The sequence below is a fragment of the Lederbergia panacisoli genome, assembly GCF_024626525.1.
In the GTDB taxonomy this organism is placed as follows: Bacteria; Bacillota; Bacilli; order Bacillales; family Bacillaceae_C; genus Lederbergia; species Lederbergia panacisoli.
Window position 1 is genome coordinate 133409 of record NZ_JANJGU010000007.1, and the last position, 24875, is coordinate 158283.

Consider the following 24875-nt stretch of genomic DNA (forward strand, 5'->3'; position numbering starts at 1 on the left):
ATCATCCCTTTTTTGATATTAATCTAATTCTCTTACCTTAATCGGTATCAATCTCTGTTCAAGTTGTTCTCTATATTGTTCATATTGCTCAGGCAGCTTTAACTGTTCTCCCATTGTTGCTGCAGATTCATCGTGAGCAAATCCAGGAGGATCGGTTGCAATTTCAAAGAGAATTTCGCCATGTTCTCTAAAGTAAATGGCATTAAAATAATTTCTATCCTGAACAGGTGTTACACCATAACCATTTTCAGCTACATATTTCTGCCATTCTAGTTGGTCATTGTCATCGACTGCTCTCCAAGCAATGTGATGGACCATTCCAACTCCCATCTGACCTCTTCCAGCTAGGGTTGCTTTTAAATCGATGATATTTCCTATATCTGCTGAAGAACGGAAACGAATAAAGTCTCCTTCTTTACTAATGAGTTCGAGTCCCATTACCTTTTCTAACAATTCAGCTGTTTTGTTCGGTTGAGAAGAATAGAGAGTAGCACCCCCGAAGCCTTTGATTGCGACCTCAGGCGTTACCCCTCCAAAAGTCCATGTATTGATTTCCCCTTCTTCTCGTTCAACAATTTCTAAGTGCAAACCATGTGGGTCATCAAATTGTAAATACTTTTCTCCGAAGCGCTGATTTTTCGTGAAGGATATATTAAACTTCTCCAATCTTTGTTCCCAAAATTCCATTGCACCTTTAGGAACAACATAGGAAGTAACACCAACCTGACCATCACCGATAATCCCTTGACGTGCTCCTACCCACGGGAAAAATGTAATAATCGTTCCTGGTTTACCACCGTCGTCGCCAAAATAAAGGTGATACGTGCCCGGATCATCAAAATTTACCGTTTGCTTGACTAAACGCAACCCAAGGACTCCAGCATAAAAATCTACGTTTTCCTGCGGATGTCCCACGATTGCAGTAATGTGATGGATTCCACTTGTTTTTTTAGACATTTAATTTCACTCCTTTTTAATAAATAATTTTGCGTATTTTTCCCTAATTTAGGGTACAAATCCACTCATAGATTTACAATATTCAAATTGCACCCAATTAATATATTATTAATTCGAGATATATACTTAAAAAAATTACAAACCTTGTGCGTGGTAGCCTAACTTTTTCAATTGTTCAATCATGATTTCTTTTTCATGGCTATCTAAACCTGCACATATCTCTCTAATGGCTTGTTTATGTTTAGGAAAAACTTCATCCATTAATTCAGTTCCAGCAGTTGTGATTGCAGCATAAGTGATACGCCGATCTTTCGGACAAGGTTTTCTTCTTAATAAGTTTTTCTTCTCTAACTTATCCACCACATACGTTATACTGCTACTTGCAAGCAACACCTTTTCTCCAATTTTTTGAATGGGTTGCTCTCCTTTGCTGTAAATCAGCTCAAGAACCGCAAATTCAGTAGGGTTTAAACCTAAACATTTTATATCTTCTTCAACACGTTTTTTTATTGACTCCAAAGCTCGGGTCAAAACAACGAATAACTTTAAAGACAATTCTTCTTCGATTACATCTTTGTTCTCATTGTCCATAATTATCATTCCTCTTTTTTATCTCGAATTCGAGACAATTATATAATTAATGACTCTCATCTGTCAAGAGGTTATTTTTCGAGTTTCATTTTCAATACTTTTCTTGATGACAAGTGGAAGCATTTTAGCTGTATAGTATAATGTTATGTATATAAGTTCTTATTTTTTGGAGAGGAGGGAGTTCTGCCTTGCCTGATTGGTCATATCACACCATATTTAAACCAATACTTCATAAACTCCCTCCTTCCTTTGGTCGAGAGTTTATTCACCGTGGCATGAGCATCTTATCATCCACCTTAATAGGGGAAGCATTGATTGAATTTCTTGGCCATATGTCCCCTTCAAAGAAAATGGAGAAACACTTATTTGGTGTTAAGTTCACCTCTCCTGTTGGCCTAAGCGGCAAAGTTGACCCTCAATTATCTGGACTTACAGCGTTTCAAAATCTGGGATTTGGCTTTCTTGAAATTGGACCAGTTTCCATTAATGGTTCAGGAAAAAAGGGTGAGCTTTTTATTGATCAAAAGCTAGAGGAGATTCATGGATTTTCTGGCGTACCCATTAAGCTTTCTACTATCGAAGAAAAACTACACTCTCTGAAAAAAAAGAAGATGCCATTCTTTATTAGGGTTGAAGGTTCTTTACAAGAAATCAAGCAAATATGCGGAAAACTTCATTCATATAGTGATGGATTTATAATAGACAGCAGCGCTTTTGATACAGCTAATCAGTATGAAAACTTCAAAGAAAAATTAAGCAAACCTGTTATATTGGGTTGTTCTTCAGATGATATGAATATAATTGAAAAGCTGAATGACTATAATCCGAGTGGGATACTACTTGAGGGGTGCCATTCACCTGACAGGATGAGCGACTTTCTTATAAAAGCAAGGAAATCATTTGGTTCCGATTTGCCTATTATTATTTTAAGTAGAATTAGAGAACCTTTTGATGCCGTAAAATTACTGGACAACGGAGCATCGTTAGTCATGTTGGGCTATGATTATGTTTTTGCTGGTCCTGGTCTGCCGAAGCGAATTAATGAAGCATACAGCAACAGGTTTCCGAAAGAATCAGAGTTGTTTAAAGGATGGATTTGGTATTGGTTGTTTGGATTGGCCATTACAATTGCTGGATTCATAGCATTGTTTTTTAGTATGACCGCCATTATCCTTCCATACGATGAAATCTTTTTGGGATTAATGAGAAAGGATATTTTAGATTTCAATCCAGCCATTTTATACTTTATGGCACATGACCGAATGACTCTCTCGGGAACCATGATTTCTGGTGGAATCATCTATATGCAGCTTGCAAGATGCGGGATCAAGAATGGTCTACACTTTGCAAGAAAGGCTGTCAACATAGCTGGTGTAATTGGGTTTCTAGGGATTTTCTTATTTATCGGTTATGGTTATTTCGATTGGCTTCATGGATTGTTTTGGCTTATTTTATTGCCCTTATTTATTATTGGTTATATGAAATCTAAAAATGCCAAGGCAGCCCCGTCAAGCACGAACCTTTTCAATCATCGATACTGGAAGTTAAGTTTAATTGGGCAACTATCATTTATCCTATTGGGGGCTGCTTTATCATTTGGCGGAGTTGTAATCTCAGTCATTGGAGCATCATCTGTCTTTGTTCCAACTGATCTTTCTTATTTATGTCTTACCCCTGAAATGCTTAATGAATTTAATGAACGATTAATCCCTGTTATTGCACATGACCGAGCAGGGTTTGGCAGTGCCCTACTAAGTGTTGGTTTACTAGTGTTGATGCTTGCCTTATGGGGAATTCGCGAAGGTGAAAGATGGGTCTGGTGGACCTTCACTATTGGAGCCATTCCCGCATTTTTATCCGGAATTATCACTCACTTTATTATTGGATATACAGATTTTGTTCACTTATTACCTGCTTATGTTGCTGTAGTTCTATACATGATCGGAGTCATTTGCACCGCTCCATTTTTATTAAAAAAGGGGATTAAAAAATAAGCCACCGAGGCTTATTTTTTATCCCTAGTAAAGATCCCTATATTTCTTTGTTTGAAACTATAACTGTTTTAAATCCTAGATTTACTTTTTTTGAAATACACTCTGAACGACATGGGCGATACCAGTATGTCCACTGCCTTCAATTCTCTCAACTTCTCCAATAAAGAAATGCTTTATAAAATAGCCGGTAAACATCTCTAATAAGGTTTTGGGATCGCAAAGAAATTCGGGATTTCCCGGGCCTCCAGTCCCATATTGAATCTGTTCTTTTGTATACAGCTCACTTACATAAAATCCATTTGGTTTCAGGGACTTCTGTATCCCCTGCATAGTTCGATTAAATATAGGCTTAGGGAAATGTCCAAAAATATGAACAATTGCATCCCACTTTTCCTCTTCCCAAGTGACATCAGCTAAATCATGCAGCTCGGTTTTTACATCTACGGATCGTTCAGCAGCAAGACTTTTAATTTTTTCAAGCCCTGATGGAGCAAAATCCCAAGCAGTTACATCATACCCTTTACTTGCAAGAAATACGGAGTTTCTTCCTTCTCCTTCTGCTATGCACAGTATGTTTCCTTTTGGAATATAAGGCTGCGCCGTCACTAAAAAGTCGTTAGGCTCTTTCCCATAATAATATTCCTCCGAAGAAAATCGTTCATTCCAATGTGCTTTCACTTATCATTCCCTCCGTTCCTATTTAAAATAGTTTATCTTAGATAAACAAGAATTAAACCTTTTTTGGGTTAAATAGGTAATGACGTTATTTACATTTTCCCTCTCAGAATGTATAATTAATGCTGTAAAGCGATTTCAATGAGCATATCCGACATTTAAAAGAGGTGCATTTTGTGAGTGCGGTAGTTTCTAAATAGGAAAACATTTAAAGGAAATAAGATAGTTTTAACAACAGGGGATTTCGGTTATTTTTACACCCTTATTTTGTTATGAATTTATTTCCACCTATGAAGATACCTACCTAACTTTAAAAAACAAGCGCGTCTTTTTATTTATAGAACTATCATTATGATGGTTTTATTAATATATTTACTTTTGCCTTGTTAACGTAAAGCTGCGGTATCTGCCGCGGCTTTTTTATTTTTCACAACAACTCATTGAAATCCTAAGAGTAGGTTTCTTCATTGCTGATCCATTAAATCACTATGAGGAGAATGAAAAAATGAATGAAAGTACTTTTGAAAAATTACAATATAACGAACTAAAAGAAATTGTAAAATCGTATTGCGTTAGCGGACTGGGCAAAGAACTAATTGATAAATTAACCCCTAGTTCTAACCTAAAAATAGTAAAACATCGATTAACGGAAACATCTGAAGCTCGCGTAATTCTGGATGCTGGTGGAAGCGTACCTTTCGTGGGTGTTTCCAACATTGCACATATCATCACAAAAGTAGAAAAAGGCATCATTTTAGACCCAGCGGAGCTCTTAAATATAACTGATTTTTTAAAAGGCTGCCGCAGAATTAAAATGTTTATATCCAGCAAAGAGTTTTTTGCACCGACATTAGCCTCCTATGCTAATTCCATGACAGAATTCATGGGGATAGAAGAGGAAATAAATTTTTCTATTAAAAATAACCAGGTCGATTCGGCTGCCAGCAATGAGCTTAAACGTGTTCGTTACCATATTCAAACGACTGAGCAAAAAATCAAAGAACGGTTAAATAAATTCTTAAACAGCAGCGCAAATCGCAACTATATCCAAGAATTCATAATTAGTATAAAAGATGACCGCTACACAATACCTATAAAAGCTTCATATAAAAATCAAGTATCTGGAACGATCATTGAAATATCGTCAAAAGGTACGACTGTCTTTATGGAACCAAGCGTAGTAGGAAAACTAAATGTTGAATTAGCGGCACTAAAATCGGAAGAAGCCATATTGGAATATCAAATACTAGCTACGTTAACTGGATTAGTGGCGGAAAATCTCCAAGCTATTAATATCAATATCGAGCTGATATCACAATACGATATGATTTTTGCTAAAGCCAAATATAGCAGACAAATAGATGGAATTGAGCCGAATATTAATGAGTATGGGATGATTAAATTAGTTAATTGCAAGCATCCCTTATTATCAGGTCATGTTGTTCCACTTCATTTTCAGATTGGAAGTCACTATCGCAGCTTAATCATAACTGGTCCTAATGCTGGCGGAAAAACAATTGTACTGAAAACGATCGGCCTTGTTACATTGGCAACAATGTCCGGTTTTCATATTACCGCCTCGAAAGAGACAGAAATTGCTGTATTTGACAACGTTTTTGTAGACATTGGCGACAATCAGAGCTTAGAAAATGCTCTTAGTACGTTCTCATCTCATATGAAAAATTTGTCAGAGATTCTTCAATCCGTAAACAACAACACGCTATTACTATTCGATGAGATTGGCAGTGGGACAGAACCAAATGAAGGAGCAGCATTAGCCATCTCCCTTTTAGAAGAGTTTTATCTTAAAGGATGTATTACCGTTGCGACAACACATTATGGAGAAATTAAACGTTTTTCCGAATTGCATAGTGACTTTATGAATGCTGCTATGCAATTCAATCAAGAAACATTAGAGCCGTTATTTAAGCTTCTTATCGGACAATCCGGAGACAGTAATGCCTTATGGATTTCAAGAAAGATGAGCGTGCCGGAAAATGTTCTAAAAAGAGCGGAAGATTATATGAAAAATAAAGAATATCGGTTAGAGCTCTTAAATGAAAGCAAAATCCGAAAACCAAAAGCAGTTGCTGAAAAAATGGTAAATCATATCGATTATCAAAAAGGGGATCGTGTAAAACTACTGGATCACGACGACTTCGGAATTGTGTACGAAGAAAAAGACGAATATCATAACGTTACTGTGTTTTATCAAAATCAATTGATGGAGGTAAATGATAAGCGGCTAGTCCTGGAATTAAAAGCTGTAGAGTTATATCCAGAAGGCTATGACTTAGATACTTTATTTATTGATTATAAAACGAGAAAACTTAATCACGATATTGAACGAGGTTCAAAAAAAGCACTTCGAAAAATTAATAAGGAAATACGAAAAAATCAGTGATTCAAAAAAAAGGTAGCCAAGATAAAAAAAATTCAAAAAACCATTGAATTTTCGAAAACGACATGCTATTTTTTACGAGGTGATAATTTTATATTTAAAAAAGCTCTGTTATTTTTTATTCTTGATTTTGGTGCAGGCATGAGAATTCATAGGCGGAGAATTTCCTTCTAATGTATACAGAGGAAGCTTAAAAGCAGATATAAGCGAAGATATTCCGATTAACCGCTCTAAATAAGACAAAATTCAAAGATTTAGATTATATAAACGGAAAAACTTCCTTTATTTTTACGGAAATATGGGTATTTCCCGATTTAAAAGGAATTTATCCGTTTATTTTTCAAATACAGTGATATAAAAAAATAACTTGAAAGCTGGTTTGAGATGAACTATAGCCCAATTCTCATCATTATCATCCTTGTAGCTGCTTTGATTTTTTATCGTCAAATCATCTCAATGTTTAACCCTATTAAAGGTAAAGGAACGAGGATTATTGCAACTTTATTCTTGTTAACACCAGGATATGCACTAATCATGAATCCTAATGCGGAAGTAACCCCAACAGAAATTACTGTAGCTTTATTGGTAGGATGTGTCTTCTCCGCCCCCTTGATCTTTACGACTGGCTACGAACGACGAGAAGACGGAAGGATTTATGTGAAGAAAAGTCTGGCATTCGTCGTTACATTTTTATTACTTTTCGCAATAAGGTGGACCATTCGTGGATTAATTGATATGGATTCTGATTCGAGAATGCTGCTCTTCTTCGTCACAGCATGCGGGTATCTTATTCCTTGGAAAGTTTCTAGTTATTTTAGGTTTCGCAATGTCTATATATCAAAATAAATTAGAAATAATAAATAGTATTCAATAAGGGACTTAGAAAGGTCCCTTATTTTATATTTAGCGAACAAAAATATAATTCTTACTTCATAATTTCTTCCGAGCTAAATAGATGTTTTCCCATATCAGATCGTACATCCGCTTTTGATATATTAATATTTAATGTATATACTGACTAAGATTACATGAATGAAAATTAGTGATTTTTGAATTTAAAATAGGAGCTGTAAAATGAATAAAAAGAATCCGGTTAGGTTTGCCCTGTTGTTAGCAGCCTTTTCTGCATTAGGGCCATTTACTTTTGATATGTATCTTCCGGCATTTCCCCAATTGACGGAGTTTTTTGGAACAAGTGCTTCAGCCATTCAAGTAAGTATTACTGCCTGCTTGTTAGGGGTGGGTGTAGGACAGATCGTCATGGGGCCTTTGAGTGATGTTCACGGAAGGCGTAAACCTTTATGGATAGCAACGATTGTTTATGCCCTTGCTTCTTTCGGCTGTGCTTTGTCGCCAAACATTGCTACTTTTATAGCTTTACGATTTTTACAAGGATTTGCGGCATCCGCTGGAATGGTCATTTCTCGTGCGATTGTTCGTGATCAGTATAGTGGAGTGGAACTAACGAAGTTTTTTTCACTTCTTACGATGATTGGTAATCTCGCTCCTTTACTCGCTCCGATTGCGGGGAGTGCTGTCATTTCCTTCACCTCTTGGAACGGTGTATTCGTATTTCTAGGATTTCTTGGTATATTTTTAACAAGTATCACTACATGGAAATTAAAAGAAACGTTGCCAGTTGAAAAGCGTGTTTCTAGCAACTTTACGGAGTTATTGCGAAACTTTAAAACATTAATTCAAAATCGGACATTTATGGGCTACGCACTGGCACAAGGAATCATGATGGCCGGTATCTTTGCCTACATTTCTGGAACTCCATTTATCTACCAAAAAATTTATGGCGTGTCGCCACAAGTGTTCGCTTTCCTTTTTGCAATGAATGGAATTAGTTTGATCATAGGGGCGCAGACGGTTAGACGATTAGCAGGAAGGATACCAGAGCGTCGGATTCTCCTGATTGGAATGTCTTTGGCATTTATCACGAGCATTGCTGTTCTGATTGTCGTTCTTTCTCACGGTCCATTATATTCTTTGGTGATCCCGCTCTTTTTATTTGTTGCATCGCTTGGTTTAATTGGTCCTGTCACATTTACATTAGCAATGGAGTCGCAAGGACATATTGCAGGCAGTGCGGCTGCACTTCTAGGTGTACTTCCATTTTTATTGGGTTCCATTACTTCCCCACTTGTGGGAATCGCCGGTGAATATTCTGCCATACCTTTCGGGGTTATTATTTTTACAACTAGTTCGCTTGCCATCATCAACTATGCAATCCTAGTTAAAAGAGATAAAACCGTGACGCCTTCCGAAAAACAAGTGCTTAATCATTAATTGAAAGAAATAAAGAATAAACTTCTCATTCACGATAAGTCTATTAATATGCCAAAATCCCTGGTTTAATCAAAATCAGGGATTTTTTTTAGACGGGGGCATATTATTTTTTAAAAGAAGATGAGACTCAACCCTTTAAGCTGATACACTAGACAACCATATTCTACGTTCATGCTTTTTGAAAAAATAATATTACCGACTACATTTTTACAACATATTTGAAATGTTACTTTTTCGGCATTCTTGACAATTTAATAAAAACGCCCAACCCTGCTAAGAAAAATCCTAAACAAAATAAACTACCTGGACTCCCCCAAACTATTTCACCCATTAAGAAACCTCCTATTTTTGACAAATATAGTTATATTTTACTATATAGCATTGTTAATTTGTCTATTCTTTACAAACTAATAGAAAAATTTATTAAAGGTTGAGCCGTTTCAATCTCTGTTTTTAAACGTAACCATTTCATTTTCCTTTCATCATCTACCGTTTTCCAGTCATAACGTTGGTGAAGAAAATTGTAATCAAGTAATCGACGATAACTTAGAAACTTTGGCATCGCTTTTAACCACCAATTTTCTACAGTATGTACCTCCCGATATCCTTTAAGAAACCAGTCGAGGAACCAAGCTACATGGTCATCGAGTATTTCATTGTTTTTAATTTGTCGGTTATATCTCAAGATGACCGAGTAAAGGACTATGGCGATGTCATAAGCGAACCAATGATAGCAAGAATCATCAAAGTCGAATGCGGTAATCATACTATCGTTAGTTACGAAAATATTGTGCGCATGAAGGTCACAGTGGACTAGACCATAGTTCTTCGAATCTTTTGGAAGAGTTTCTAACCAGATTAATAACTCCTTAGCTTTCTGCCGAGCGATCGTTTCTTCATGTGGCAGGTGCTGCATCATATCCATCCACGATTCCTGCTTCCAATCACGGCGTTTAACATCTTTCAGAGGGACGTAAGACTGGGTAAGTACGTGCATCTGTCCAACTAAGCGGCCCCAATTAACAAACATTTCCTCGTCCCATTCATCATCCGTGGGGGTTCGACCAGGAGCCTCGGAAAACATAGAGGCGTGATACCCACCTGTTACATTTTCAACTAATTTCCCTGACTTTGATGGGAAAATTTCTGGAACAGAAACCCCGTTTTCAAACAGATACCTCATGAAATGCAGCTCTGCTAATGCCTCTTTTTCATTACGCCATTTCTGATTCGATACACGTAATATCCGAGAAGGATACTCATTTTGTGCTGGATATCGATACACAGCATTCACATTTCCACCAACATAAGTTAGTAGACTCACATTAAGTCCAAATGCATTTGATGTTGTTTGCAACACACTTTTATCTACCATTCCATTCACTCTTTCAGATTATTAATCAATAATTCTCCAATTCATTAACTTAGCTCAGCATTACTCGTTTGTTTAATGTGCTCATATTTCTTGAAAAAAGGAATTAAAAAAATCCCGAAGTTATCTCAAAAAACAATCGACTTCAAGGATATATAGCTTTTGCAACTTCCTTTTTTCTGTGCACTTTTATTATATTTAACAACATAATTTTAATCAGACCATAGTTTAATTCTCCATATATAAAGAATTATTTCAGAGGTCCACCAATACAGAATCGATACCCATCAATATCGTAGACAAGAACTTCCCTCATACCATATGACTGATTAGACGGTTCCGCCTCCAAAATGGCCCCTCTTGCCTTAAAGTCTTCATACACTTTATCCACGTCATCCACCCAGATGTACGCATCCATAAATCCATTTACGGTATGGTTTGGACGAATAACTTCTTTACTATCTGCCTTTTTAATTAAAAAACTTACTCCGTCCCGTTCAACAAACTGCCCATCAATCTTAAAGCCAAGTTGGTCTCTGAAATAGTCTTGGGACTTTTTTACATCGGATACAAGTAAACATTGAGACGATTTGTTTAATCTCATAAGCAAACCCCCATTTTGAATAACTTTCACTTAATCTTATTCTCTCTCTGCCATTGAATTCCTGCCTCATCTTACCCTAAACGTTTCATTTTCATTTCTTCTTTGTAATTGGATCTTTTTATGATTTCCTTAATAAAGTTAAAAAAAGTTTAACTTCCATGCTAATAGGCATATGGTATAATCAGTCCGATAATAAGCTACGAATAGAAAAGGATGAGGATAATATGACAGACATTCATACTAATAATATAGAACGTTTTTTAGGATATAGTCAGCTCTATGATCAAAGTCGTCCAATTCCTCCAGATGATATTATCAAAATTTTGACGAGGTATTTGGCACGGAGACCTAAACGAGTTGTGGATGTCGGCTGTGGAACGGGATTGTCTTCATTTATCTGGTTATCTCAAGCAGACGAAATAATCGGAGTAGAACCAAATGATGATATGAGAGAAACTGCGCTCTCCCAATGGCGCACGCAACAGGAGCCAAAAGACCTTCGGTTTATGAAAGGTCTGTCAGATCATTTAGAATTGGAATCTGAATCAGTAGATATCCTCACTTGTTCACAATCCTTTCATTGGATGGATCCGCAGCCCACTTTACGTGAGTTTGCTCGTGTGCTCTGCAATGGCGGAGTCTTTGCAGCTTATGATTGTGACTGGCCCCCGACTTTTACAAAAGAAATTGAAGTACGTTATCAAAACCTAATATCGCTTGCTGAATCACGTGTTGCCGAACTTGCCCAAACTGATCAATTAGCCTTCAAATGGAATAAAGAAAAACACCTTCAACAAATTCGAGATTCCAGCCTATTCCAGTTTTCAAAAGAAATTGTTTTTCACCATTGGGAACGTTGTGATGCAATTCGGTATGCTAATATCGCTTTAAGCCAAGGTGGGTTACAGACGGCATTGAAATTAGGGGCAGGAGATCTAAAGGATGAGGTCAATGAATTCCAAAATCAAGTTCACCGAGCTTTTGATGGTCAATCTCAAGATATTCTTTTTAGTTATCGCATGCGTATTGGAATTAAGTGATTAGAAAAAAATCTTGAAAACAGTTTTTCCAGATTTCGAAACATATGGCGAGTAGTATCAGGAAGTTTATGAGATTCTACAATGATTCTATTCTTCGATTCTTATCCTAACAGTCGAAAATGCCTTTGTACCGGGGAGATAATAGAATTTATGGATTTACGTTATTTTTAAATCTCATTTCCATCAGCTCTGCCATTTGTTTCGAATTTGGATTTCCTTCTTTTTTTAATTTATTAATGATCTCTATATAATCTGTCTCACTGCGGTTTTGACTTAATTTATATGCAGCCTGAATTTCTACCACTATAATCTTAAATCCAACTATACCTTTTATTTGCTTTTTAGTTTTTGAAGATAGATTTTCCCATAGAGCAGCATTATTACGATGACGTTCGTATCTTTGCAATAACAATATAAGGTCTTCCTCCAACTCTTGTTCACTCATAATACTAGCTGTTCCATATACATGGACAGATTGATAATTCCATGTTGGTACATTTTCATGTTTATACCAAGATGATGAAATATAAGCATGTGGGCCTTGAAACATAACAAGAACATTATCATTCGCAGCCTCTAACGTTTTCCATTGAGGGTTTGCATAAGCCATATGCCCAGTGATATAGTAATCATCATCTTTTTTTACTAATCCCAAAGGCAAATGAGTGGCTATTGGTTTTCCTTGTTCAGTTGTGACAATCGTACCAAATGAGTTTTCTTGAACAAAATCCCAGATTTCATCAACATTTGTAACCTTAAAATGATTTGGAGTATACATAATAACCCGCCTCATATATATTAATTGAGTGTTTCAATCATAATGTAGTCTACTTTTTCTTCATCACCCATAACAGCTATAGGTAGGTATCCACTTATTATAAATTGCTTATGTTCTATATACATCATAAGATTTATAATGTGTATTTGTAATTATCTCTTTTTCGACTTTTTGTATACCTAAGGTTGATTCATACGCTGCACTAATAAATTCTTTAGATAAATCAATTACATTACTATTTGATAATGCCTCTTCGATGGAAAAAAACTCGATATTAGAAATTTCATTGATGTCCAACGCTTTAGTTATTCCTGAAATATATTCCATTTCAAAAACTACATAAATGCTTGCTTCTACCATATTATTAACTTGTTTAACCCCATTTCTTAAACCAACTATTCTTTTTGGGTTTAATACTAACCCCGTTTCCTCTTTAATTTCTCGTTTTACTGCTTCTTCCAATGATTCGCCCGGTTCAACAATCCCTCCAGGAATCATCCATAAACCTTTATTCGGGCCGTAATTTACTTGAACTAATAAAACTTTATTATCTTTTATCAAAATTCCGCCTGTCGATACTGAATGTAACGATTTCATTATGTATCTCCTCAACTATTAATTACTTTCCCAGTTGATTTAAAATCTGTTTCAATACGTCATTCTGTGACATATCATTAGTCAATATTGTTTCTCCATCCACGCCGAGATAATCGTTTGGATTCCACCAAGCACGTAAAGACTCTTCCCCAAATTCCATCTTTTTTGGACTAGAGTTGTGACGTATGACTGTTTCCTCAAAAGATAAATCAAAATAATAACTATATGTCTTTTGGTTATAGAAATGGATTAAGTTTTTCAACATTTCACCGTAACGATCTTTATATAAAATCCCTTCCACAATAACAAATTCACATTTACCTTTACCGTACTCTGCGATTTGGCGAATTAAATCAATTGATAGGTTTCCATCTCTATCGTGAACCTTTAACATTTCACGGCGAACGACATCCTGAGATACCAAAAGTGTTCCATGCCCCAAATGACTTTGAAGGCTTTTCGCAGTCGTTGTTTTTCCACTCCCAGAGTTTCCCCGAATGATAATTAGCTTGGATTCCATATTTCCCCCCGCGGATCCTACTTAATCTTGTTCTTTATCCATAGGTGTAAATTTGAGGCAAAAGACAGTATTTATCTAGTCCAAAGCCATATCAACAACTTGTTTCGCAAACGCAGCAAAGGATTCAATAAGATCTGGACTTTTATCAATCGCCCATCTGAGTTTGTCAAAAGCTCTTAACAGCAACAAAGCACTCATACTGGAAAGGTCCTTTTCCTTTAAACCATATCCATCTAAATATGCTTTAAATTCCTCAATATTAGGTGCCTCACCTAGAATTTGGCACTTCATCATTTCAATAATGTCACCATACGGCGCCACAGTTACTTCTGCACTGCCCCAATCTAGTAGAACTACCTGCCCTTCATTATCGATGATTGTATTTTTCAATGAGACATCCCCATGATTTAAAGCAAAATGAAACTTTTCTTTCTTCAAACCTTCGAATAGTTTTCTTACTCTATTCGATTCAGTCTGATTGATTACCCCAAGTTCAATTAACCGATCATTCTCTGTTAAACTATTGATATTATAATTTACATAACCTAGCCAACTACCATCTGATCCTGCATGGGGAGGCGACTGAAACACACCATGTATTGGATTTATCAGGTTTTCCCCGAATCCCTTAACTGGAATCGTATGAATAAGTTTGGCGTACGTGCCAAGTTGCCTCCAAATATCCGGCTTAGGCTTATTACTATCTAATCCGTTCTCTCCATCTACGAAGGTTTGGATCATATACGCTGTTTCGTCAACTATACCAATAGATAACACCTTCGGACTAGGAATGCCAACTGCTCGAGCTTGCTCGATGCACCAACTTTCTTTAACAAAAGTTGAATATGAAGTTGAATTATTCATGCGGACAACAACTTTGCTGTTATCAGTCTCGACTACACAAACTTGATTTACGCTTCCTTTGCCTATTATTTGAAATGATTTTTTGACCCTTTCTTGCAAAAAGTCCTCTGTAATTTGCTCTGCTTTCAAAAGAACTAAATCTACCATGAAGCTCTCCTTAATATCTATGTATTTATAACTGCTTACATTAGGCTAGCAAAAACAGTACTGGAAAACCTTTTGGTGATGGAAACTTATTTTTTCTAAGGAACATTAATTTTTCTATAGAGACATTTTATCACTATCTTTCTATACTCACTTCAACAACACTTCGTTATTTATATGGAAATATCCTTTCATGATTAACATTTTTATTTTCAATTATTTCACACTGAAAGTTGAGTAAACAAAATAATAAACAATTATATTTATTATTAGAATTTTAATTATAACAAGGTTATATAATTTTTTAATTGAGTGTTTTAGTCATAATAAAGTCTACTTGTTCTTCATCACCCATATAGAAAGAGTGGGCTCCTGTTTGAACAAACCCCAATTTCTTATAAAAAGCAATCGCATTTTCATTTTTTTCCCATACGCCTAGCCAGATTTTCTTTTTATTACTTTCTAACGCTATTTCCAAAGCTTTATTTAGCAAAACTTTACCAAGCCCCAGTTTTTGAAATGTATTTCTTATATATATACGTTCGATTTCAAGTGATTTATCACCCATTATTTCAGACTGAGCTTCATTGGTATTAACCTTTAAATATCCCGCTACTTCATTATTGAAGTAAACAAAAAAGAATTGCGAACCACTTTTGGATAACTCTTTTTCCAATTGTTCAAAGTTAAATGCCCTTTCTAAATAGACTTTCATATTTTCAGATGAATTTTGATCTTTAAATGTCTCATTAAATGTTTCATAACTAATTTCTTGAACTGTGCGTAAATCTTCGAGAGTGCACTTTTTTAAACTTATATTCATTTTGATATGTTTCTCCTTTATCAATAATTTCTCTTGTTTCCCTTTTTTACATATTCCCAGTCTTTTTCAATATTCTTTCTTATTCTTTGAAGAAGATTGGAAATGGTTTCCGCTTCTTTCTCGGAAAATCCAGCCAATGCAACGGAATTGGAATAATCATTTTCACTTTTTATAAAAGGATAAACATTTCTCCCTTTCTCTGTTGGATAGAGTTTTTTTATTTTTTTGTTATGATCATCTTCTTTTTTTTCAATCATGCTATTCATTTCAAGTTTTTTTATAGCACGTGATGCTGTTGTTCGATCTACTTTTATCATTTCAGCCAACGTTTCTTGAATAATTCCTGGGTTTTCACATATTCGCACAAGGTACAAATACTGCCCTTTTGTAAGATCATACTCTTTAAATTCTATATTGCTTATTGAATCTAATGCCCTGGCTATCATTCCAATTTCTCGAAGAATTTCCTTCATCATTAACCCCTTAGTGTATATTTTGTTGCAAATGCAATAAAAGTGGCATGCAACTAATTTAATATATTTTTGTTGCATCTGCAACAAAATTTAAACCTTTTAATTCTATCTTTTTCTTTTCTCTACAAAATTGTCTTCCTTCCTCAAACTAAAAAACAAAAATATCCATATTGCAAATAATGCTATAAGACTACCCCGAGAATGATAAAATAATATCCTTGAATATTTCTCAAAAAAAACCTAATTTCTTGGGATTTTAAATATCGTAGATTACACCATGAAAAACAAAAACGAGATAGTTCATATAAAAAATAAAAAAACGAAATAGTTTGTAACGAAACGAAGGTTTTTTAGATATATAGGTTGGAAAGGAGGTAGAGCATTGGGCGAGCTTACGAAAGTCTATGAACAATATGCAGAACAAGTCTTCAAATATTTAATGGTCCTTTGTCATAATTCAGATATTGCAGAGGAGCTAACACAAGAGACTTTCTATCAGGCTATTCGTTCAATCGATACTTATAACGGCGAATGCAAAATGTCGGTTTGGCTTTGTCAAATTGCAAAGCATACATATTATAAGTACGTGGATAAACAGATGAAGCAACCACAATTACAAGATTTGCTGAGCCATTTACCATCAGTAGAAGCAAATCTCATCGAAAGCGAAAATAAAATTGAACTTTATCGGATGATTCATTTGATGGAGGAGCCATTTAAAGAAATACTTTTACTTCGCCTACTTGGCGGACTAACCTTTAAAGAAATTGGAGAAATACACTTAAAAAATGAGAATTGGGCAAGGGTTACCTTTTATCGAGCAAAATTGAAATTAAGAGAGCGGGGGAATATGAATGAAAAATGAATGTTATATAGTGCGTGACTTGTTACCATCTTATATAGATCAACTATGTAGTGAGGAAAGCGCTAGATTTGTAGAGCAACATATTGACATTTGTGAAAAATGTTCTCAACTTCTTCATCAAATGCGTATAGAAGTTGATACTGAAAAGCAACCGGAAATTTCAGCTAGACTAGAACAAAAAAAGCCATTTCAAAAAATAGCATATTTTTTTAATGCACAAAAAAATTTCTCGAAGTTTTTTAAAATTTCCTTTTGGATTGCACTCCTCGCAACGCTGGGGTTTTTTGTATATTCTATAAGCGTATTTTCTAATCTTGTGCATGAGCGAAAAGAGTCCAGTATAGTTGAACAGCAAAAAAAAGATATTATGAAAAAGGCATTTGCCATATTATCAACGGAAGCAAGTATAGATGAAAAAGGACTCCAAACTATTTTTGATGAATATAGTGGGCAACTGCAGCATTTATCCGTATTTTCTTCTAAAATTATAAACGATGTCACACGTTTACAAAAAGGCCCTATAAATACTTTCCCTATTGATTATTCACAAGCAGTACTTATCATTGGAGAAAACGGAAAAATCACGGAGCCAATCATTCCAAGTGATTATGATATTGGTACTGTAGCAATGGCTAATGATCGGTGGATTGTGCAATACGAATATAAAGAGTCGTATCTTAAAACAGTTGAAAATGCCCATCAAATAAAACATTATGCACCTTCTATTTGGACAATCTTTCAGTTGCCGATTGTGTTTACCATCATAACTGTTTTCATTTTAGGAGGTTGGCTATTTCAAAAACGTATGATAAAACCAGTGGAAAACCTATTGGACTAACAACTTGTAGTAAACTAAGTATATATAACTTATTAAGACAAAAAGAACAGAGCTAATTCTACACGTTTTGTAGATTACTCTGTTTTTATTTTTGATCTCAACAATCAATATCCGAAACATCAGTTCCATGATCCTTCATTTGGCTGTATGGTTTATGAAAGTTATTTACTTCTAGAGCATGTGCATATTGTTCAGTTCCGCTTATTTCTGAAGGCTATGGTTGCCATACTTCCCACACGTTTCCATCAGGGTCCGCGAACGTTACATTTGGACCGCAAGTCACCCGATCGCTTAAAATGTTCACGCCATTTTCCTGAAAACGTTCGTAAAGTTCTAGTATATGGGGGGTAACGAAACATCCAACTGCGTGTTGCTTACCTCCGTCTAGTGTCCATGAAAAGCCTAAACGACCGCCTTCTTCCGCCGACTCATGAAGAAACAACGCAGGAATCGTCCCTGTAGCCGGATCTGAAGTGTTGCCGTCAGCTTCGAAAAACCTCATGATGGACATTTTCATCCCTGGCTCAACGATATGATTATTTGCAGGTTGGCATCCTAGATTTTTCTGATACCATTTTACGGATTCGTAGACGTTGCTGACTGGAACATAAATGCAAGTTATTCCTGTAATGTCTCTTATTCTTTTCTCAGCTTTTGCTTCTTCATTCGTTTTTATATCCATATCCCATCTCCTCTACATAATACGGTTATATATCTATCATTATTTTCTATTTCTAAAGAATGCTTTCCTGCTACTAACAAAAAAATAGTGTGTGTCCTTTATTATTCCGCCTAGTTCATTCCAAGTCTAATCCTCACACATAAAAAGAAATATATTAAAAAAACCTGCGCTTGAATGTTCAAGTGTAGGTTTCTTTTTTGATCAAAATTCATACGCTCAGTAGACCTAATTAAAGAATTATTCATTTTTTGGATACCTTCAATAACGGTGGTGCCACTGCCATTGTAACAATTCCAGCAAGGATTGCTTCAGCAAGACCATTTGTTAAAAACACAGTTATAATGGCTTTATAAATGGCACTAATACTACCCGCATTAATTGCTTGAGCATAAGCTTTATTAAATATCAAAGAGATTAAACCCATAACTAAAAATGTGTGAAGGAACGTAGTGAGTAAGCCAGTTACAAATAATGCCGGCTTTTGTTTCCTTTTTATAACTTTTTGAACAACCTTGAATAAGTAATAGGGAATAAACCCAATGATTACTCTTGGAACAAGTGCAATAAATAACGCCCAAAAACTTCCTTGACTTGTTCCTAAAACAGGAATTACTGGTGAAAAAGCAAATGATAACAATGTTGGACTAGTTGTATTAGTTGCAATACTAGTGAATCCAAACATCAGTCCTAGAAAAGCACCAATTTTGGGTCCTAAAATAATCGAGGCTATAATGATTGGAATGTGAATCAAGGTCGCTTTAATGATTCCTAAATGTATAAACCCAAATGGTGTGAAAGCAAGTAATAAAATAATGGATAAAAAAAGTGCGGTTAATGTAAAGTCTTTTATTTTCAACTTCTAACTCCTTTAGTAACCTAAAATTTTTTATATACCTATAGACTTGAACCTCACCCGCCATATTATTCATTTGGATGGAAATCTACATATTAAAGGTTGAGATGAGATAAATACCATTGGAATCGGTCTACAGACTTCCTATTGGACTCCTACAAATCCCCATTGAAATACCTTTATGATTAATGATTTTTTTTAGATTTACAACAGCATTTCCTTGATAAACTTGTTCCATTAGATTTGCTATTGTTTCGCTTTCTTCTTTACTTATTTTCTGCTTCATAGTCAATTTTTGGAACCATTGAATGATGTCCATCGGAGATATATTTCCAGCAATGGAAGAAAGACGATCGTATCCATGTAATACTTTTTCTTCTAAATCGACTTCCCCACCAGCGTAAAAATAGAAATCATTTCTATGAATACCTTTTTTTATTTGTTCAACTTTTTCTTTATTGCCAGCATCTTTTATTCCAACCACTAAGTCTATCTCACTTAATTGAATAATACTCTTCTCTGATAAATCAAATCCAGTTCTTTTTGGGTTGTTATATAAAATGGTCGGTTTATTACTAAGCTGTATAATTCTCTTTGTATAAAAGACAGCTTCTTCTTGTGTCGGTATAACATACGGTGGATACCCAAGCATGACACCTGATAGTTTTGTATGACGAATATTTTCAGCTAATTCTTCCGCCTCTTTTTGTCTAATGGAAGCCACACCAAAAATAATTTCCATATTATTAATAAGTTCTTCTTCCTGATCCAAACGGTTTATTATTTCAATTTTCTCTCGTAGATTTATACTATGCTGTTCTCCTGTAGTTCCGGAAACAAGAACAGATTTTACCCCTCGTCTATACAGATCTTTTATATGGCTCATGGTCCCTTGAATATTTAATGATTCATCTTTCAAAAATGCTGTAGGTACCGCAATATGAACTTTTTCTGTTAACATTTAGTTATCCTCTTTCCCTGTTTATCTACTATTGCTAAACTTCCTTTCGTTTAATAATTTAGACAAAAAGAGCGTTAATCCATCTGATTGACGCCCTTGCTACTTAAATAAGGATTCTATTTTTTGGGCAACTTCCCTTGGTTTAACATCAATGGATGGAAGGTCATCTATCTCCACCCACATAGGGATATAAATCCCTTTGTTTTTATCCGAAAATTCTTCGCCTCGACCAGTACCGAAAGTTCCCCCAACGATTTCCCCTAAAAAGAAAAATTGCTTACCGTTAAAGTCAATTTCAGCAATACATTCACTTACATCAATATCGATGCCTAACTCTTCATACGCTTCCCTTTTTGCTGCCTCTTCAGGTGCTTCCCCTTTTTCTATACCTCCACCTGGAAAAACATAATAAGTTACGCCATTCTTTATTCTTTTAATTAGGGCAACTTTTTTATTTTCAATAATAACAGTCGAACCTCTATCCCTCATAGTAATCCTCCCACCCTTTTAACGACAGCCTTTACTATAATAATTTCGACAAAAAGGTCGCTTCTCCTTTATAAATTAGTCCAACAGGTATATCTTTAACTCTTAAATCCCAGAACATTGCCAAACTCCCCCCGAGCCAGGTACAAAACCACAAGTTTTGTAAAAGTTAGTATTACTTTCCTCATAGGATACAGTTACAATTCCTAATCCATAGCGTTCTGCTTCCCGTAACAATTCTTTTACCAATTTAACTCCAATTCCCTTTTTTTGATACTCAGGATGTACGATAATGTCTTCCATATACCCGTGTTCCAAGCCCATTCCACAAACATACCCAAATGCTATAAGTTTATCGTTTTCATTTCTCACTCCAGCCCAGAAGTTACAACGTTCAAACAAATCAGGATAATCTTTATCACGTCTTCCCCATCCAACAATCTCTCTTAAATCGGGTACCTCATTATTAGATATTGGAAGGTTTATCATAACTTTGCAATCCATTATTTTCTCCCCTTTACTTTTTTTATTTTGGTAAGCCTGAAAGACTATTAATCTCAAATTCTGTTTTAACATCGAAGTTTATATACATACTAATCACCAGAATTTAGTATGTAAGGCTTTAACATTTGTACATATTTAAATTAGCATTTGTGGATCGAGAAACCAACTAAAAAAAACTAGAGGCATACCGCCCCCTTACCGGACGATGTTTAGAGAAAGACGGATTAAAAATAGGATCGAATCAGGATTTGACTCCCTTAAATTGGGCACAAAAAAATCCGAAGTAATGCCGGAATAGAACCGGAAAAACCTTCGGATCGGGAAACTTTTTCTTTCTAAGGAAACCCACCTAGAAAGATAGCTATTTTAAGACACCTAAATTGTTCTTTTATACAATGCTTTCTTTAACTGCCTCAATGACTTCCTTTGTTGTGCTCATTTTCAAGGCTTTTTCTGCTAAATCTTCCATATCTTTTTTGGAAAGCTGAGCAATTTGCGAGCGTGCTTTTAAAATGGATGTCGCACTCATGGAAAATTCATCTAGACCAAGTCCAAGCAATAACGGAATCGCTGTTTCGTCGCCTGCCATTTCCCCGCACATTCCAACCCATTTACCTTCATGATGGGCTGCATCAATAACCATTTTCACCAATCGTAAAATAGCTGGTGAGTATGGCTGATACAAATAGGAGACACGTTCATTCATACGGTCAGCAGCCATTGTGTACTGAATCAAATCATTTGTTCCAATACTAAAGAAATCAACTTCTTTTGCAAATTGGTCAGCCAATACTGCAGTGGACGGAATTTCGACCATGATTCCGAGTTCAATATGGTCAGAAACAGTAATTCCTTCACTTACTAATTTTTGCTTTTCTTCTTCTAAAATGGTTTTCGCTGCTCGGAATTCATCTAAGGTTGCAATCATTGGAAACATTATCTTTAAATTGCCATATGAGCTCGCTCTTAACAAGGCTCGCAATTGGGTACGGAACAAATCTTGTTCCTCTAAACAAAGACGGATGGCACGAAAACCAAGAAAAGGATTCATTTCTTTCGGTAACTCTAAATAAGGCAATTCCTTATCTCCGCCAATATCTAGTGTTCTAACCACAACAGGCTTTCCATTCATTCCTTCTAGGACAGCCTTATAGGATTCAAACTGTTCTTCTTCGGAGGGTAGTTCATTTCGACCCATATATAAAAACTCGGTCCTGTATAGACCAATGCCTTCCCCACCATTATTGGCCACTCCTTCTAAATCATCAGGTGTTCCAATATTGGCCGCTAATTCAACATGATGACCATCAGCTGAAATCGTCTTTTCATTTACAAGCTTTGCCCATTCCGCTTTTTGTTCTTCAAAGCGAATTTGTTCCTTTTCGTAATGGTCAAGTACTTCTGATGTGGGATTGATATGTATTTCACCTTTTAAACCATCGACGATGATTACATCTCCATTTTGAATTTCTACCGTTGCTGACTTTGTTCCAACTACAGCGGGAATTTCCATTGAACGTGCCATGATAGCAGAATGAGAAGTTCGCCCGCCGATATTTGTTGTGAAGCCTTTAACAAATTTACGATTTAATTGAGCCGTGTCGGAAGGTGTTAAATCCTCAGCCACAACGATTGCTTCTTCAGAAATCATACTGGCATTCACAATTTGAACACCAAGTAAATGAGATAGAACACGTTTTGTCACATCACGAATGTCAGCAGCACGTTCTTTCATATATTCATTGTCCATTTGTTCAAACATTGCGATAAACATATCAGCAATTTCTTTTAATGCTTGTTCTGCATTCACTCGTTCTGTGTTAATTTTATTCTCGATTGGGGTTATCAGTTCTGGATCACTTAAGACAAGTAAATGAGCTTCAAATATCGCTGCTTTATCGGCACCAAGCTCTATATTTGCTTTTTCACGAATAGCCTCAAGTTCGGTTTTAGAAGTATTTAAGGCAGCTTGGAGCCGTTCCACTTCCAATGCTGTATCTACTATTGTTTTCTTTTCAAATGATAGATCTGGCTCGACTAAACGATAGGCCCTTGCAATCGCTATACCACTCGAGGCGGCTATTCCTTTTAATACATTCATTATTTTGCCAGCCCTTCTTGATTTAAAGTTTCCTGCAACGTGCTTAATGCTTCTTGCTCATCTTTTCCATCCGCACTAATTTTTATTTCTGCTCCTTGCCCAATCCCTAATGACATGACACCCATTATTGATTTTAGATTCACTGATTTACCGTTATATTCTAATTTAATTTCAGAAGCAAATTTACCTGCGGCTTGTACTATAATTGTTGCAGGACGTGCATGTATGCCGGATTGGTCAATGACAGTAAATTTTTGTTCCACCATAATTTATTTAGCTCCTTTATTATCCATTTAATATTTTGCTTAGACTAATTATTTTAAGGACTTCTTATAATATCCCCTTAAAACAAAAAAACCTAAACAAGTATATTCCTTTTCCAAAAAGGAATACTTATTTAGGTTTTGCCTGCGTTACCAGTCACAATCCTTAAAAAATAATTATATAATTAACTCTAATTATAGACGAATGCTAATATATTTGCAAAGTGTATATATTAAGAAACACGACAAGAAAAAGCAGAAAGATTGTAGTTGAAGAATAACATTGCACGAACTTTGTTCATATCAAGCCAAAATGTTTAAATGCGTTAAATAAGCCGTTCTGTTCTACATCTTCTGTAATATAATCTGCTACTTCTTTTAAAACACTTTCAGCATTCCCCATGGCTACTCCAATTCCACAACTTTCCACCATTTTGGCATCACTTTCTGCATCCCCAAAAGCAAATGTATCTTTCATGTCTCCATTCAAATACTCCAAGAGAGTGTGGACCGCATTTACTTTATCGACCCCTAATAAGGCAAATTCACCAAACTCTCGTCTTTTGCCAGTCGCAGTCCAACTTCCAGCTTTTAATTTACCGCCAAAATCCCTCTCCGCAGCTTCAAGAGCATCAGATTCTAAAACATAGCTTATTTTCGCCACATCATCACGATATAGATCCCCATCATAAATCATGTCCGGAAGCATGCTACGGACTTTTTCTTGATTTTCGATTGTGTTCTCTCCGTAAATAGATGCAGCCTTTTGTAGAAAATATTTGTTTGCAAACAAACCATTTTTGCTTTCTAAATAAAAACCGTGTTCTCTTTTATTCAGCCACTCTACGACCTGTCTGACCATTTCCATATCCATTCTTTTGTCTTGGATGACCATTCCATCGTGTTCAATATACATGCCATTTCCGCCAATCATTCCATCCAAGCCAATATCCCATAAATACGGATAAATTTCTGCCTTGCTTCTACCTGTTGTGATATATACTTTGTGACCATTTTTTCTAGCTTCTTTTACCGCAGTAGAAGCCGATTCTGGCAGTTTTCCCGCATAATCAACTAAAGTACCATCAATATCTAAAAAAATGAATTTCATTTTTATCTCTTCTCCGTTCTTATACAAAAAATAAATGACCAAATAATCATGCGATCTGGTCATTTATCTTTCACTAAACTGGGGCT

26 protein-coding genes are annotated in these 24875 nt (G+C 35.6%); 7 read left to right on the forward strand and 19 right to left on the reverse strand.

From position 1 onward, the window contains the following. Positions 1–18 precede the first annotated feature (18 nt). Positions 19–957 carry a ring-cleaving dioxygenase gene (locus NQ185_RS11755; RefSeq protein ID WP_257582004.1) on the reverse strand — a complete coding sequence of 313 codons (939 nt, stop codon included), beginning with the start codon at positions 955–957 and terminating at the stop codon, positions 19–21. Positions 958–1092: 135 nt separating this feature from the next. Then, positions 1093–1548, reverse strand: a complete 456-nt coding sequence (locus tag NQ185_RS11760) for a MarR family winged helix-turn-helix transcriptional regulator (protein WP_257582006.1) — start codon at positions 1546–1548, stop codon at positions 1093–1095. A gap of 188 nt (positions 1549–1736) precedes the next feature. Between NQ185_RS11760 and NQ185_RS11765 the strand changes: the two genes are divergently transcribed. Further along, positions 1737–3542: a beta/alpha barrel domain-containing protein gene (locus NQ185_RS11765; protein WP_257582007.1), complete on the forward strand. Its 1806-nt coding sequence runs from the start codon at positions 1737–1739 to the stop codon at positions 3540–3542. A gap of 81 nt (positions 3543–3623) precedes the next feature. Here the strand turns inward: NQ185_RS11765 and NQ185_RS11770 are convergent, their stop codons facing one another. Next, positions 3624–4220, reverse strand: a complete 597-nt coding sequence (locus NQ185_RS11770) for a class I SAM-dependent methyltransferase (protein ID WP_257582009.1) — start codon at positions 4218–4220, stop codon at positions 3624–3626. 502 nt (positions 4221–4722) lie between these two features. Here NQ185_RS11770 and NQ185_RS11775 point away from each other — a divergent pair. The 3 genes from NQ185_RS11775 (at position 4723) to NQ185_RS11785 (ending at position 8910) form a co-directional block, all read left to right on the forward strand. Then, a complete protein-coding gene (locus NQ185_RS11775) occupies positions 4723–6621 on the forward strand; it encodes an endonuclease MutS2 (protein ID WP_257582010.1) in 1899 nt (632 codons plus the stop codon). A gap of 381 nt (positions 6622–7002) precedes the next feature. After that, on the forward strand, positions 7003–7464 hold the full coding sequence (locus NQ185_RS11780) for a CcdC protein domain-containing protein (RefSeq protein WP_257582012.1): 462 nt from the start codon (positions 7003–7005) through the stop codon (positions 7462–7464). A gap of 228 nt (positions 7465–7692) precedes the next feature. Further along, entirely contained in the window at positions 7693–8910 is a 1218-nt protein-coding gene (locus NQ185_RS11785) for a multidrug effflux MFS transporter (RefSeq protein ID WP_257582013.1), read from the forward strand. Between the two features lie 400 nt (positions 8911–9310). Here the strand turns inward: NQ185_RS11785 and NQ185_RS11790 are convergent, their stop codons facing one another. Both NQ185_RS11790 and NQ185_RS11795 read right to left on the reverse strand, forming a co-directional pair. Next, a complete protein-coding gene (locus tag NQ185_RS11790) occupies positions 9311–10285 on the reverse strand; it encodes a phosphotransferase enzyme family protein (protein WP_257582014.1) in 975 nt (324 codons plus the stop codon). A gap of 247 nt (positions 10286–10532) precedes the next feature. After that, positions 10533–10886, reverse strand: a complete 354-nt coding sequence (locus NQ185_RS11795) for a VOC family protein (protein ID WP_257582015.1) — start codon at positions 10884–10886, stop codon at positions 10533–10535. Between the two features lie 224 nt (positions 10887–11110). On the opposite strand from NQ185_RS11795, the gene NQ185_RS11800 reads away from it, so the two are divergent. Next, entirely contained in the window at positions 11111–11926 is an 816-nt protein-coding gene (locus NQ185_RS11800) for a class I SAM-dependent methyltransferase (protein WP_257582016.1), read from the forward strand. A 148-nt stretch (positions 11927–12074) separates the two neighbouring features. Here NQ185_RS11800 and NQ185_RS11805 read toward each other — a convergent pair whose 3' ends face one another. The 6 genes from NQ185_RS11805 to NQ185_RS11830 form a co-directional block, all read right to left on the reverse strand. Then, positions 12075–12704, reverse strand: coding sequence for an FMN-binding negative transcriptional regulator (locus NQ185_RS11805; protein ID WP_257582017.1), 630 nt, complete (start codon positions 12702–12704; stop codon positions 12075–12077). Between the two features lie 108 nt (positions 12705–12812). Further along, positions 12813–13301: an NUDIX domain-containing protein gene (locus NQ185_RS11810; protein ID WP_257582019.1), complete on the reverse strand. Its 489-nt coding sequence runs from the start codon at positions 13299–13301 to the stop codon at positions 12813–12815. Positions 13302–13323: 22 nt separating this feature from the next. Further along, positions 13324–13821 carry a kinase gene (locus tag NQ185_RS11815; RefSeq protein ID WP_257582020.1) on the reverse strand — a complete coding sequence of 166 codons (498 nt, stop codon included), beginning with the start codon at positions 13819–13821 and terminating at the stop codon, positions 13324–13326. A 75-nt stretch (positions 13822–13896) separates the two neighbouring features. After that, positions 13897–14832 (reverse strand): aminoglycoside phosphotransferase family protein, encoded by a 936-nt coding sequence (locus tag NQ185_RS11820; RefSeq protein ID WP_257582022.1) that lies wholly within the window; start codon positions 14830–14832, stop codon positions 13897–13899. A gap of 301 nt (positions 14833–15133) precedes the next feature. Beyond that, positions 15134–15652 (reverse strand): spermidine/spermine N(1)-acetyltransferase, encoded by a 519-nt coding sequence (gene paiA, locus NQ185_RS11825; RefSeq protein WP_257582023.1) that lies wholly within the window; start codon positions 15650–15652, stop codon positions 15134–15136. 20 nt (positions 15653–15672) lie between these two features. Then, on the reverse strand, positions 15673–16125 hold the full coding sequence (locus NQ185_RS11830; protein WP_257582024.1) for a MarR family winged helix-turn-helix transcriptional regulator: 453 nt from the start codon (positions 16123–16125) through the stop codon (positions 15673–15675). Between the two features lie 382 nt (positions 16126–16507). Here NQ185_RS11830 and NQ185_RS11835 point away from each other — a divergent pair, with 382 nt between their 5' ends. Continuing rightward, positions 16508–16990, forward strand: a complete 483-nt coding sequence (locus NQ185_RS11835; RefSeq protein ID WP_257582025.1) for an RNA polymerase sigma factor — start codon at positions 16508–16510, stop codon at positions 16988–16990. Further along, positions 16980–17828 (forward strand): zf-HC2 domain-containing protein, encoded by an 849-nt coding sequence (locus tag NQ185_RS11840; RefSeq protein ID WP_257582026.1) that lies wholly within the window; start codon positions 16980–16982, stop codon positions 17826–17828. The genes NQ185_RS11835 and NQ185_RS11840 overlap by 11 nt, the downstream gene beginning before the upstream one ends. 214 nt (positions 17829–18042) lie before the next feature. Here the strand turns inward: NQ185_RS11840 and NQ185_RS11845 are convergent, their stop codons facing one another. The 8 genes from NQ185_RS11845 to NQ185_RS11880 form a co-directional block, all read right to left on the reverse strand. Continuing rightward, complete coding sequence (locus NQ185_RS11845; RefSeq protein ID WP_257582027.1) at positions 18043–18510, reverse strand: VOC family protein; 468 nt, start codon at positions 18508–18510, stop codon at positions 18043–18045. 241 nt (positions 18511–18751) lie between these two features. After that, positions 18752–19366, reverse strand: a complete 615-nt coding sequence (locus NQ185_RS11850) for an ECF transporter S component (protein WP_257582030.1) — start codon at positions 19364–19366, stop codon at positions 18752–18754. Between the two features lie 130 nt (positions 19367–19496). Beyond that, positions 19497–20324, reverse strand: coding sequence for a dihydrodipicolinate synthase family protein (locus NQ185_RS11855; protein ID WP_257582031.1), 828 nt, complete (start codon positions 20322–20324; stop codon positions 19497–19499). Positions 20325–20423: 99 nt separating this feature from the next. Beyond that, on the reverse strand, positions 20424–20813 hold the full coding sequence (locus tag NQ185_RS11860; protein WP_257582032.1) for an NUDIX hydrolase: 390 nt from the start codon (positions 20811–20813) through the stop codon (positions 20424–20426). A 102-nt stretch (positions 20814–20915) separates the two neighbouring features. After that, positions 20916–21314, reverse strand: coding sequence for a GNAT family N-acetyltransferase (locus tag NQ185_RS11865; protein WP_257582033.1), 399 nt, complete (start codon positions 21312–21314; stop codon positions 20916–20918). A gap of 388 nt (positions 21315–21702) precedes the next feature. Further along, positions 21703–23415 (reverse strand): phosphoenolpyruvate--protein phosphotransferase, encoded by a 1713-nt coding sequence (gene ptsP / locus NQ185_RS11870; RefSeq protein ID WP_257582035.1) that lies wholly within the window; start codon positions 23413–23415, stop codon positions 21703–21705. Next, a complete protein-coding gene (locus NQ185_RS11875) occupies positions 23415–23681 on the reverse strand; it encodes a phosphocarrier protein HPr (protein WP_307000844.1) in 267 nt (88 codons plus the stop codon). Before NQ185_RS11875 ends, ptsP begins: the two co-directional genes overlap by 1 nt. Positions 23682–23976: 295 nt before the next feature. Further along, positions 23977–24789: a Cof-type HAD-IIB family hydrolase gene (locus NQ185_RS11880; protein ID WP_257582036.1), complete on the reverse strand. Its 813-nt coding sequence runs from the start codon at positions 24787–24789 to the stop codon at positions 23977–23979. Positions 24790–24875 lie beyond the last annotated feature (86 nt).